Origin of the sequence: Flavobacterium pectinovorum (genome assembly GCF_006438875.1) — a bacterium.
Lineage (GTDB): Bacteria > Bacteroidota > Bacteroidia > Flavobacteriales > Flavobacteriaceae > Flavobacterium > Flavobacterium pectinovorum_A.
This window is the reverse complement of the sequence record NZ_RCZH01000007.1, coordinates 333985-347820: the sequence shown is the minus strand read 5'-3', so window position 1 is coordinate 347820 and position 13836 is coordinate 333985. Positions and strand designations below refer to the sequence as shown.

Annotated in this window: 5 protein-coding genes; all 5 read right to left on the bottom strand. The window is 35.2% G+C overall.

The window, feature by feature from the left end:
* Positions 1-305 precede the first annotated feature (305 nt).
* The 5 genes from EAH81_RS12935 to EAH81_RS12915 all read right to left on the bottom strand — a co-directional run bounded on the left by EAH81_RS12935 (position 306) and on the right by EAH81_RS12915 (position 13835).
* Entirely contained in the window at positions 306-4154 is a 3849-nt protein-coding gene (locus EAH81_RS12935; protein ID WP_140507646.1) for a M43 family zinc metalloprotease, read from the bottom strand.
* A 1115-nt stretch (positions 4155-5269) separates the two neighbouring features.
* The gene (locus tag EAH81_RS12930; protein ID WP_140507644.1) at positions 5270-6727 is read right to left on the bottom strand and encodes a SusD/RagB family nutrient-binding outer membrane lipoprotein; all 1458 of its coding nucleotides are present in this window, start codon (positions 6725-6727) and stop codon (positions 5270-5272) included.
* 12 nt (positions 6728-6739) lie between these two features.
* Complete coding sequence (locus EAH81_RS12925) at positions 6740-9946, bottom strand: SusC/RagA family TonB-linked outer membrane protein (RefSeq protein WP_140507641.1); 3207 nt, start codon at positions 9944-9946, stop codon at positions 6740-6742.
* Between the two features lie 428 nt (positions 9947-10374).
* Complete coding sequence (locus tag EAH81_RS12920; protein WP_140507639.1) at positions 10375-12534, bottom strand: S9 family peptidase; 2160 nt, start codon at positions 12532-12534, stop codon at positions 10375-10377.
* 5 nt (positions 12535-12539) lie between these two features.
* Complete coding sequence (locus tag EAH81_RS12915) at positions 12540-13835, bottom strand: aminopeptidase P family protein (protein WP_140507637.1); 1296 nt, start codon at positions 13833-13835, stop codon at positions 12540-12542.
* Position 13836 lies beyond the last annotated feature (1 nt).

Genomic DNA, 13836 nt, shown 5'->3' with positions numbered 1-13836 from the left:
AGTTTTTAAATACAATTGCTTCATCTATCATTTCTCTCGGATCATAAAAAATCAAGAGTTTAAAGTTTATAATTGTGCCGTTAGGCACTAAATATTGGTAGTCATTAGATTTGAAATTCGATGGCGTGCCGTAGGTACGCAACAAAACGATACCATTGCGTACCTACGGCACGCTATTTATTTTTGCAATCCATCTTTTTTACCAATATTTAGTGCCTAACGGCACATTTCAACTCTTGATTTGTAAGAATCAAAAAGGGGAAACGACTAATCGTTTCCCCTTTTTTCTAATAACCAAACTAGAATTACTTAATTAATAATTTTTTGTTCTCAGTGAAGCTTCCGTCTGTAGCCACCACTATATAAATCCCCTTTCTAAGACGATATGCAGGATATGATGTTACGTTGTGTAAAACATCTACCAAACCTCCCGTACTGTCATAAATAGTTATTTTAATATTTGATAAGTCCAGATTATTAAAATTGAAATTAACGATATCTGAAGCTGGATTAGGATACATTGAGAATGATTTCGTTGAATCAAGATCGATTGCTCCGGCACTTCCGCTTTGTAAATCAATTGTCAATGGATTACTCCAATCACTAAATTCTGTAGCATTTTTTGCTCTTACTCTAAACTGATAAACAGTTTGTGTTCCCTGTTTTGGAATCCATAGATAATAGCTTGTTGAAGTTCCAAATGTTGTCCAGCCTGTAGTGGCATTATTCAATTGCACTTCATAACTCGTAGCATTCGAAACTGTTGTCCATGAACTGTAGAATCCTGAAGAATAAACTCCAGAGTTACCTGCAACAGGCATAGCCAATGTTGTCGGATTCGGGTTTGTAACTGTTCCTGAAACTACGGTATAATCTTCAACTTCTCCGTCCGTAATATTACCGCAAGCTGATGGATTCGAATAGTATTTCATTACAATACGCATTCTTGTCGATCCTGTAAATGCAGCTGCCGTAAAGCTTCCGGTTGCAGTTCCGTTAGAAGAAATTCCATCAATAACTTTTTCCGAAGCTTCAAAAATATTGTTTTTATTGTAATCAATCCAGATTCCCCAATATTCCAAATAAGCATCACCAGAGAAACCAGGCGTCAAACTTACATTTGTAACAGTGCTTGGCGCAACGGTTATTGTTTTTGAAGTATAATCAGCATAACCAGCTGTGTTTTTACCAGAAGCATTAGTAAAACTTCCAATTGTTACTGAATTAATATATTCGTATTTATTATCTGATTGTGTCGTACAATATGCTGAATTTGCTGTAATCGTCGCAGATACTTCATTAGAATATGCCGAATAAATAGTATTTGCTTTTGCACGAACCCTATATTTATAAGTACTTCCAGCTGTTAAACCTGTATTCGTATACGTTAATGCTGTACTTGGCAATGTTACTATTTCTGCATAAACATTATCAGTTCCTGCTCTTTCGATTACAATGTTTGTTGCATTTACAGCATTATTTACCCAAGTTAATTGTACTTCGAATGCCGTATTATTTATAGTAGCTGCTAAACTTGTCGGAGCCAAAACTGTTGTTGTCGTTTGAGTTCCTGCTAAGATTACTTCGCCCGGTTTTGTGTTATAAGCATAATCTAAAACGCTATATCCTACTCCGCCTGCTTCTACTTTTACATGCATCCATCCGTAACAAGTGCGTCCTCTGCTTGTATATTCAAAACCAACATATCCTGTTTGATTGTCCCAAGCTGTATAAGTTGCTGTTCTCAAATCTAACTGATCCGGATATGCTGCTCCCGGAGCCACAAAATTACTTGAGACACCAATTGAAGTTCCCTGAGCAATTAAAGTAATATTTCTAGTTCCCGTCTGGCTCACTAATCTTTTGCCATAGGTTTCTATTTTTAAAGCCGCAGCTGCAAATTGCCATGCTCCATACTCTGTATTATCACCAATTCCCATATTAAAATACTGCCATGTTTGTGCTGCAGAAGCAACATAATCAGGGTTATTAACATAGATTATTCCGTAAGGCGCATCAAATTTGACATTGATTGTTTTTGAAGCACTATCAAGAGTTGAGATTCCGCCTGTAATTGCAGCATCTTTAAAGCTAATAATGACAGAAGCATCATTTGCCGGAAGGTGTGCAGTTGCTTTTCCTGTAAATGATAATGCAACTTTATTATTTGCCTGAAGTGTTAATACTGCCGTTAATCCAGCCGGAACTCCGCTAATTGTATAATCAGTTCCTGCTGTAAAAGTTCCTGTACTTTTTGTAAATGTTGCGTTGTTAGTCGATAAAGAAATCACACTGGTTGCCGTAACACCACCATCATTTGCATTTGCCTCATACAAAATACTATCAGATAATGTTACCGCAGTTTTATTTGACATTCCGGTATAGATTGGCGCGTTTGGTTGTGTATTATAAGCATACTCAGAAATGGTAAATGCATCTCCACCTGCCGCAACATCAACTTTGAACCATCCGTAGCACGTTTGTCCTTCGATTTGGTATTCAAAACCTACATATCCTGATTTTCCTTCCCATGCAGTATAAGTTGCCGTTCTCAAATCTAATTGATTAGGATATGCGCCCGGAGCCGTCATGTTGCTTGCCGGTCCTACTGCTACGTTTTGTCCTAATAAAGTAATATTTCTCGTTCCTGTTTCACAAGCTAATTTTTTGCCATAAGTTTCAATTTTTAACGCATTGGCAACATAACGCCAAGCTCCAAATGAAGTATCATCTCCTTTTGCGATGTCAAAAGCTTTCCAGGTTAAACTTGAAGAAATGTTTATGTTAGGCATATCAACAAAAAATATCCCGTATGGATCTGTAAATTTCAAATTGAAAAATAAAGATGAACACGATAATCCCGTAGTTCCGCCGGTAAATGCAGCTGGCAAGAATGTAATTCCGGCTGTTGTGTTTTGTGCTGCAGCGTGATTAACCGCTTTACCGGTAAGCGTTACCGTTACTTGTCCGCTTGAATTTACTGTAACTATTGGTGTAATACCCGCCGGAAAAGTGTGAGTATAATGTGTTCCGGCTGACATCGTTCCTGAACTTAATGCAAAAGTTTTTCCTGCACTAAGTGTTACAATCGATGGTGTATCAAAAGCTCCATCGTTTACAACTGTTTCTTTTAATGTAGTTACACTTGCCACTAAACTGCTCTCTGTTGAGTTGACTCCTGTGTCTATCAAATTTTGTGGCTGCCAAAGCGTTATCCTCGCCGGATGCTGCAATGCTGCCAACATTCTGTCTATCTGTCCCTGAGTGTACATTTTGTAGCAACCTTGTGCTCCATTATAACCCATGTAGTTTTCAACGTTTACTTTGTCTCCGCTACAATTGGTTCCGGGCGTACAAGCAAGTGTATGCAAACCATCTTCCGGAGGTGTATCTACAACTTCATCAGTTCCGGTACAGCCTCCTTCAAAAGTGTGAATTAGATTTAGAAAGTGACCAAACTCATGTGTTAAGGTTGAAGAGAATTCTTTGCTATAGGAATTATCATAAAGATAAGCTCCGTTAAAAACAACACGCGCTGTATTGCTTGCCGTCATTCCAGAATCCGGATACCATGCAACTCCGGAATTATTTAAAGCACCATCGTTATACAAGTCGTTCTGAATGTAAACATTCATATATTTTGTATTATCCCAGGCATCTGCAGCAATTTGATCATCATAACCGCCACCGTTTCCGTAACCGTTTTTTGCGGTATGAAAAACGACACCTGTTGTACAGCCTCCATTAGGATCTTTTTTGGCTAATTTAAATTCGATGTTTATCGTTCCTCTTCTCGCCTGAAAAAAAGGTTCAACGGTTTGGTAATCTGTATTTCTTCCGTTAAAATCATCATTTAATTGTGCCAGATGGTTGACAATTTTTTCATACGTAATTGTTTTACCACTTTGTACATCTCCATAAATGTGAAAAACGACCGGAATGGTATAAGTAACTGCCTCAGTTTTTGAAGTTTTGCTTTTACGCTGAAGCGTGAAATTCTTTGTAAAGTTTTCAAAATTCTTTTTCTCCTGAAGTGCGTTTGGGTTCGCCCGATACACTTTTGCGTTTTCTTCCGTCGTCCGGCAAGGAAGTCCCTGCGCGCTGATTTTTCCTATCGAAAAAACCAACAATAACATTAGTAATTTTATTCTCATAATATGTTTAGGTTAAATTGTTGCCACCAAAATTACCAACATAGAGGCTATTTGACTGATACTATGTTATTTAAAAATAATACATAATTAACAGCTTTTTAACCTTAAAAAAACGTTATATTAAAAAATATTCTTATAATATTATTTATACACAGCTAAATAGTAGGTTTTATTACATATAAAAGAACAAATATTTCTAAAATTGCACCCTTACAAATTTAACCGCAAGGAGCGCAGTGGAAACAAGAACTCAAAAAAATCTCGCAAAGGCGCAAAGTTTTTTGTTTCACGCAGATTTTAAAAAGATTTAGGCAGATGTACGCAGAGATTTATAAATTTAATCTACTGAAATTTGCAGAATCTGCGTGAAACAATTATATATAAGAATAAATAATCCGCAAAGAGCGGAATGATACAAAAACACAAAAACATCTCACAAAGAGGGAAAGTCGCAGATTATCAGGATTAAAAAAAAATGTTTCACGCAGACTTTAAAAAAAATTTAAGCAGATGTACGCAGAGGATTTATAAATTTAATCTGCTGAAATTTGTAGAATGTGCGTGAAACAATTACACATATAAGAATAAATAATCCGCAAAGAACGGAATGATACAAAACCCAAAAAAATCTCTCAAAGAGGGAAAGTCGCAGATTATCAGGATTAAAAAAAAATGTTTCACGCAGATTTTAAAAAAATTTAAGCAGATGTACGCAGAGATTTATAAATTTAATCTGCTAAAATTTGCAAAATCTGCGTGAAACAATTATATATAAGAATAAATAATCCGCAAAGAACGGAATAATACAAAAACGCAAAAAAAATCTCGTAAAGAGAGAAAGTCGCAGATTATCAGAATTAAAAAAAATGTTTCACGCAGATTTTAAAAAGATTTAAGCAGATGTAGGCAGATGATTTATAATTTTTTTTAAAATCTGCTAAAATCTTTTTAAAATCTGCGTGAAACAAAAAAACTTTGCGAGCAAAAAAATCTTTCTCCCAATCCCGAGACTTCGGGACGAGATTGTGCGCTTTGCGTAAATCTTTAAAAAACAAAAAAACCGGGTAATCTAATTAAAGACTCCCGGTTTCAAAAACAGAAACTAACTCAATTTTTTAAAATTTATCCCAAAATATTTTTGTTGTCATTGCATCTCCTCCAATAGCAGCGGCAGCGACATCATAATTATTTTTATTCAGTGTTTTGTCAAAAAGTGAATAAATATTACGGACCGGTACTTTCCCTTGTGCCGCTTCAACCGCGGTCGCAGGCGCTTGTAAAACTGGGTAATCCAATCTTCTATATTCTGTCCAGGCTTCAAATCCTCTATTGTAGTAGGCAATCCAAAGTTGGTAGGCGATTTTTTCTTTAGGTGTTCCAGTTGCTGTAGCAAAAGCAACATCGGCTCTATTGGCATATGTTTGCGCATCTGCATCTGGAATTCCCCAAAAATGCATACTTGCCAAAATTCCTTTTTTATAGTAGTCAGCAGCAGTTCCTCCTACAGAAAATCCTCTATTAGAAGCATCTGCCAATAAAAAACAAGTTTCTGTATAATCGAAAATAACACCAGGATTTGTTTTTTCCTTTAGCCTTGTTCCTACATTAGAAAAATCACCATAAGTTACTTGTTTAGCATAAGGAGCGCCTTTGTAAACACCTCCTTTTTTAGAAGCAGGGTTAAAGAAAGCATCACGTCTTGGATCTTCTTTTGCATTCAGTTCATTAACAAGAAATTCTGTAGGTACAGTCTGTTGTTCGTTTACCAAAGTATTGTACAAAGGATTCATATCAACATTTGACGAAAAATACTGAAACAATGCCGTCTGACCTTCATTTGTCATTACTCCTGAATTATAGGCACTTTCTACTATACTTTTGGCTTTTGCAGGTTCTACGTCAGCAAGATGTAACCCTAATTTTAGTTTTACGCTGTTGGCTAATGTTTTCCAGTTGTTTACATTGCCTTTATATATTAAATCGGCTTTGCCAAAACTTTCCTGTGAACCATCCATACCAGCAATTGCAGCATCTAGTCGTGATGCCAAATCCAAATAAATGGTTTTTGCATCATCATATTTAGGAAGTGGATGCGCCGTAATGTCCAAAGCTTCGCTATACGGAACATTCCCAAACAAATCGACAAGCGCTTGATAAGCCATAATAATCTGAACTTCAAGAATTGAAATTTTGTTTTTCTTAATGGCGATATCAACCGAACCAAGTGCTTCCTTATCTTTAATTTGATTTTGCGCTTTTATCAAATCCTGCAAAACATCCCTATACAATATTACGGAATGAGAATTTCCTAAATTCCTTCTTTCCTGATTGTAATTTACCTCATCTGTATACGTTGTGCTCGTCCAATATTGAGCATATCCTCTAAAATTGTTATCATTTACAGAGGCATTTGTCAGGAAATAAGCGTAATTAACTTGTGAACTCGTCATTAAGGCACCAGGCAAAACAGTTGTATATGCTTTTTTATCCTGATTTAAATCTTCTAAATTATCACACGAAGCAACCGAAAGTAAAATGGCTCCTGCAAAAAATATTGTTTTTACTATTTTCATCTTATTTGTTTTTTAGAATTGAACTTTCATATTAAAGTTATACTCTTTTGATGTAGGCAAAACTCCGGTTTGAAATCCTTGAAGATTTCCTGAAGACATTCCTGCTTCCGGATCTGCATAAGGTAAATTTTTACTAATAATCCATAAATTAGATCCATTGAAAGCCAAAATTATATTGCTTATAAAAGTCTTTGTAAGGAATTTTGAAGGCAATCTATAGCTTAATCCAACCTCACGTAACTTTACATAAGAAGCATCATAAACATATTGCTGTTCCGGCATCGAATTATAAAAATTATATCCATCAGCTCCCGTCACACTTACAACCTTATCATTTGGAGTTCCGTCTGCTTTTACACCTGGCAACAAAATTCCTCCGCCATTTGCAACAGGATCTCTTTGTGGATTTCCTAAATAATTGTTAGATACCGTACTTTCATATATTCCTGTAGTATGTCCAAAACGTTGGTCTAATGAATAAACATCTCCTCCTTTTTTCACATCGATTAAGAAGTTAAATGTGAAATTTTTATAGGTTAAAACATTATTTACACCACCAATCCAATCCGGGTTTATATCCCCAATTGTAGCTCCGGCAGTTTGCTGATATCTTCCGTTTGCACGAATTACTTTTTGTCCGTTTAAATACGTAAATCCTGAACCAATAAGTTGTCCAACTGGTTTTCCAACCTCAGCAACATAACCTACACCCTGAAAAGATCCTAACGAGATTCTGTCAGCTCCTCCTAATGAAATTACCTCATTTTTATTTGTAGACCAGTTTACTTTTGCTTCCCAGGAGAAATCTTTTGTTTTTACCGGAACTATAGTCATCGTTACTTCATATCCTTTATTTTGAACATCTCCAGCATTTATATAAGCTCTTGTGTATCCTGTTTGTGAAGGAGTTTCGATGGAAAGAATTTGATTCGTAGTATTGGTTTTGTAGTAAGAGAAATCAAAACCTAATCTGTTTTTAAACAATTTAAGTTCAATACCTGCCTCGATACCTTTTGTTAGCTCACTTTTTAAATTAGAGTTACTTTTATTATTTTCTGTAGAAAAGCGAATTCCATCAGGACCAAAATTATCATTCTTAGGATATGTTGATGAAGTCACCGCAAAAGGAGCATCATTTCCTGTTTCTGCATAATTCAGACGTAGTTTCCCAAAAGACAGCCAATCTGCTTTAATATGATTACTAAAGATATAGGTTCCTGTAATAGACGGATAAGAGTAGGTATTATTATCCTTTGGCAATGTTGAGGACTGATCTACACGATAAGTTCCTTCCAGAAAATAAGTATCTAAAAAATTAAAACTTGCATTGGCATAAATACTATTTGTCCCCAAAGTTGTCTGAGATTCCCCCGGACTGTTTATTTTATCAATAGAATTATTCAAAGCATAAATTCCAGGCACTACCAATCCTCCATTTGTAGCCGCAAATATTGAATTGCTAATAGAGCGTCTTGAATTTCCTCCAATCAATCCGTTGAATTTAATTCCATCTGCAATGTCAGCCTTAAAATTTAAAATTAAATCAAAATTGATCTCTCTAAAAGTTTTATCATACCTTGTATATTGTCCAAGTGCATTTGAAACTCTTTTTGATCCCACAGCAATGCGCTCTTCCTGCATTTGATGATAATAATCTACCGCACCTTTACCTGTAATATCAAACCAGTCGTTTACTTGTGTAGTTAAAGCTACGTTACCGAAAAAACGATCACGATCTAAACTGTTGTAATTATTGTATCTCTGAAAATAAGGATTATCATGAAACTGAAGCGTCAAATCTGTAGGACTGGCCACGTTCCATGTTGTATTTTCTTTGGTCAAATTATAGGCTTCTTTTAAATCCCTAAAATCTACACTTGTAGAATACCACTGTCTTATACTGCTTAAAAAATTATTTCCACCATCACCATAACCCGTTTCATTCATTCCCTTGGCATTTGCTTTTAAATAATTGGCAGAAGCCGATAATTTAGTCTTTGGCTTTAGGTTGTAACTTGCCGAGAAATTGAAATTGTCTTTACGATTGTCACTGTTTGGCAAAATTCCCTGATCCATATTGTAATTTGTATATCCAAATCTGAAATCACCAAATTCATTAGATCCTGCAACCGCAACGTTATTTACATACGTTATACTCTTTTGATAAAAGCTGTTTGGATTGTCTTGTACTGCTTTCCACGGTGTTGCTTTTCCGTAACCCGGCAATTCAGGATAAAATGATTTCCAGTTGTAAACCAGTAAATTAGGATCAAATTTTGGTCCCCATGAAGCATCATCTGTCGCTGCATAAGGATGAACTCCGCTTCCTAAATTTACCGTTCCATAAAAATCACCATATCCGCCGCCATATTGATTTTGATATTCCGGCAATGTTTTTTTATCGACTACACCAATAGTAATTCCAGAGCTAAAAGTCACTCCCAAACCGCCTTTAGATTTACTTCCTTTTTTTAAGGTTACTAAAATTACTCCGTTTGAAGCCCTCGAACCGTACAAAGCAGAAGCTGCAGATCCTTTTAGAACGTTCATGGTTTCGATATCATCCGGATTAATATCCGCAGCAGCGTTTCCATAATCATAACCACCAGTATTACCACCACTTTTTTGATCAGCACTATTCGTATTATCATTATTTAATGGAATACCATCAACGATCCACAATGCCTGATTGTTTCCGGTTAGCGAAGTTGTACCACGAATAATAACATTCGTCGAACCGCCAATATTATTATTACGTCTGATTTGTACACCGGCAATTTTACCCGAAATTGAGTTGGCAACGTTACCCGTATTTACTTTTGTCAGATCCTCACCTTTTATTTCCTGAGTGGCATATCCCAGAGATTTCTTTTCTCTTTTTACACCCAAAGCCGTCACAACAATTTCCTGAAGCTGTTCTGAACCTCCAGCCAAAGCTACATTCACCACAGTTTTTGAAGCTGTAATTTCCTGAGTTTTCATTCCGATATAATTAAAGACAAGAACCGCATTTGCACTTGCTTTAATAGAATATTTACCGTCAAAATCCGATTGTGTTCCCGTTTTTGTTCCCTTAATTAATACACTCGCACCTGGTAAAGGTATTCCTGCATTATCTGAAACAATTCCCGATACAATCCGCTCTTGTGCGAGCGCAAATTGTGCTAGCAGTACAAAAAAAAGTACCGCCATTTTTCTTTGAAAAAACTTAAATTTCATAAAATGATTTTATAATTAGTATTGGCAAATGTTTTGCTTTTTTGATAATTTTTATACCAATATATTACCACAAAAACCTACTATATTACCCTTAATTACATATTTATCATTTTTATATGTATTATCTTACCTTCTAAAATCAACCTCCTTTATACCTTGTAAATCAATCAGTGGAGAAATATAAAATATTTTGCATTGGCTAATCATTTTAACCGCAAAGCACGCTAAGATTTTTATCTTAATACTATGTTTGAAAAACACAAAGTTCGCAAAGCTTTGTGTTGATCTAGCTTTGCGAACTTTGTGTTTTCTGTGCATAAAGTAAAATTAAATCTTAGCGTGCTTTGCGGTAAAATTTATTCCAAAACAAAAAAGAGAGAATTTCCTTTTACAGAAATTCTCTCTTTTTTTATTCTAACAATTAAATTTTATTTTGCTCCCGGAGGGCTTTTTTCATATATAAATTTTATAAAAGTATCTACTAAATGTCTAGTAGTACCTTCTCCTTCATAAATCGAATGCGAACGATTTGGGTAGATCATTAAATTAAACATTCTATCGTATTTTATAAGCTCATTAATCAAAACTTCTGCATTTTTGTAATGCACATTATCATCTCCCGTTCCGTGAATGTAAAGCAGATTTCCTTTTAAGTTTTTTGCATAAGTTACTGGTGAAGCTTTAACATAAGTCGCCTCATTTTCGCTTGGCAATCCCATATAACGCTCTGTATATATATTATCATAAAAATGCTGATCTGTAACCGCCGAAATAGCTACACCGGTTTTATATATATCAGGATATTGAAACATTAGGTTTAACGTTACAGCGCCGCCACCGCTCCATCCGTGAACAGCAACTCTATCTGAATCAATAAAATTCCATTTCAAAATTTCTTTTGCAGCCATTGCCTGGTCACGAGTATTAATAATTCCGATATTCTTATAAATCGATTTTCTCCATTTTGTTCCTTTTAAGGATGGAGTTCCTCTATTATCCATAGCAATTCCGATATATCCTTTTGGAATTAATAAATCTATAAATTCATTAAAATAAGGAGTATCATTTGCTACACAAGCCATTGGTTCTCCATAAACATAAAAAAACAGCGGGTATTTTTTATTCGGATCAAAATCAAGCGGTTTAGCCATGATTCCATCCATTTCAACTCCATCAACAGTTGTCACTTTAAACTTTTCAAGAGAAAAATCACGTCTTGGTTTCGCAAAAACATCTGCTTCTTTTGGTAATATTTTTTTATGATCTGATACCGAAACTAATCGCATATTAAAATCACGATTGATATTAGAATTCATGTGTTTTGCATACGATCCGTCTGTTGAGAATTCATATTCATTGGTTCCTTCAAATACTTCGGGAGTAACTCTTTTTGTTTTTCCCGAATTCAAATTGGTTTCATACAAATATCTTTGCGTCGCATCTTTAGGACTTGAAATATAGTAGATTGATTTTGTCTTATCATTATAAGCTTTATAATAAGCATCAAAGTTTCCGGTTGTAATCAATTCTTTCTTTTTTCCGTCACTGCTAATTTTATAAATATGCATCCAGCCATCAGCATCTGAACTCCATAAAAAGGCTTTTCCATTATCTACAAACTGACATGGGAAACCGTCATAAACGCCTGAGGAAATATCAAAAACATCGATCCACTCCGCTGATTTTTCCTGATAGATTAAATTCGCTTTCCCTGTTTGTGAATTGCAATTATAGATCGAAGCCTGATTTTGATGTCTGTTCAGCTGAATCACCATTATTGCATCTTTAGCAGTCCATTCCATACGAACCAAATAATTATTATCAGGTTCACCCGGAATATCCAGCCAATTTGTTTTTAGAGAAGCAATATCTATAACACCAATTTTTACCGATGAAGGTTTTTCACCTGCTTTAGGATATTCAACAGGAACTACAAATGGATATAGCGCATCTGTATTATTAATCATTAAATGGAATTTTGTTTCCGAAGCATCAACACGCCAGTAAGCAATACTTTTTCCGTCAGGGCTCCAGCGAAATCCGTCGCGTGCAGCAAGTTCTTCTTCGTAAACCCAGTCAAAAGTTCCGTTAATAATCTTATCAGTTCCATCTGTTGTCAAAGGCGTTATTTTGCCCGAAGCCAGATTTTCCAGATAAATATTGTGTTTTGAAACGTAAGCTACATTTTCATTATCGTTAGAGAATTTAGCAAACATCAATGAAGACGCTTCCAGATTTCCTCCCAGTTTTCTTCCTTTTCCGGTTGCCAGGTCAAAAAACCAATAATCACCTTTAGTTTTGGCTCTCCAAACTGTTTTTGAATTGGTGTAAACCAAAACTTTCGTCTTGTTTTGATTCCAAACCAAATCTTCAACTTCACCATTGAAGCCTGAATTTTTTAATTGTTCACCTGTTAAAACAGTAGTACTTTGATTTAATTTATCTACATCGTAAACCAAAACATTCTGATCAGAACTTACCCAGAACGAATGCGAATTGGGTAACCATTTTAATTCATTTATATCAATACCCGTTTGGGCAAAGACACCTGAGCAAATAAAAAGTAATAGTAAAAAGTGTTTTTTCATTTTGGTTATTTGGTATTAATTATCAATTCTATTTCTTTAATTTCAATTGGTATTTCCTCAGATAAATTGATGTTTCCATTTTCGATCAGTAAATAATCATTTTCTAAACGGCAGCCTATTCCTTCTTCCCGAATGTAAATTCCGGGTTCGCAAGTAAGCACCATCCCTTTTTCGAACGGTTTTGAATACAAACCAACATCATGAACATCAAGTCCTAGAAAGTGCGCCGTTCCGTGCATGAAATATTTCTTGTACGCAGGATTTTGAGGATCCTGATTGGCAATTTCTTCTATGGTAATCAATCGTAATTTTACCAATTCTGCTTCGATCAGACTTGCCATTTGCAATTCATAATCTTTCGACAAAACTCCCGGTTTCAAAAACTTCGATCCTTCTTTTAAGCAATATAAAACCGACTCATAAACTTCTTTCTGACGTGCCGAAAATTTTCCGTTTACCGGAAGACAACGTGTAATATCTGAATTATAATTGGCATAACAAACACCAAAATCTACCAAAATCATTTCGCCATCCTGACAAACTGAATCATTGGTATTATAATGTAACGCACAGGCATTTTTGCCCGAAGCCACAATTGGTTTGAACGCGTGACGATTTCCTCCGTTTTTAATATATTGATACGCCAATTCTGCTTCTAATTCGTACTCTTTTATGCCAGGTTTTACAGCATTCAAAAGTCCTTTGAATCCTTTGACACTTATTGAAACTGCTTTCTGAATCAACTCAATTTCTTCCTGAGATTTTACTGGTCGCAATTCTCGGGTAATTTTGGCAACACGCTCATATTGATGCAATGGATATTTTTGTTTGCACCATTGAATCATTCGATCTTGTCGCGTATTCATTTCCGATGTTATTCTTTTAATATGCTCGTTATGTCCTAAATAAATTGCATCTGCTTCAAAAGCAAAAAGCTGTATTGTCTTTTCGAATTCATGAATCCATTTTACATTTTTAATTCCGGAAATAGCCGAAACTTTTTCTTTTGTCAAAAAATCTCCTTCCCAAATTAAAGTTTGCTCACTTACTTCTTTTACAAATAAAATGGCTTTATTTTCTTCTTTAAAAGCATCCGGATAAAGTACTAAGATAGTTTCATCTTGTTCAATTCCTGACAAATAAAACAAATCATTGTTTTGGGCAAATCCCATTACGTCATCTGCGTTATTAGGCATAACATCATTTGAGGTTAAAATTGCCAAACTATTGTTTTGCATCTTTTCGACAAATCTTTTTCGGTTGTTTTCGAACAAAGAAACTGGAATTGAATCGTATCTCATC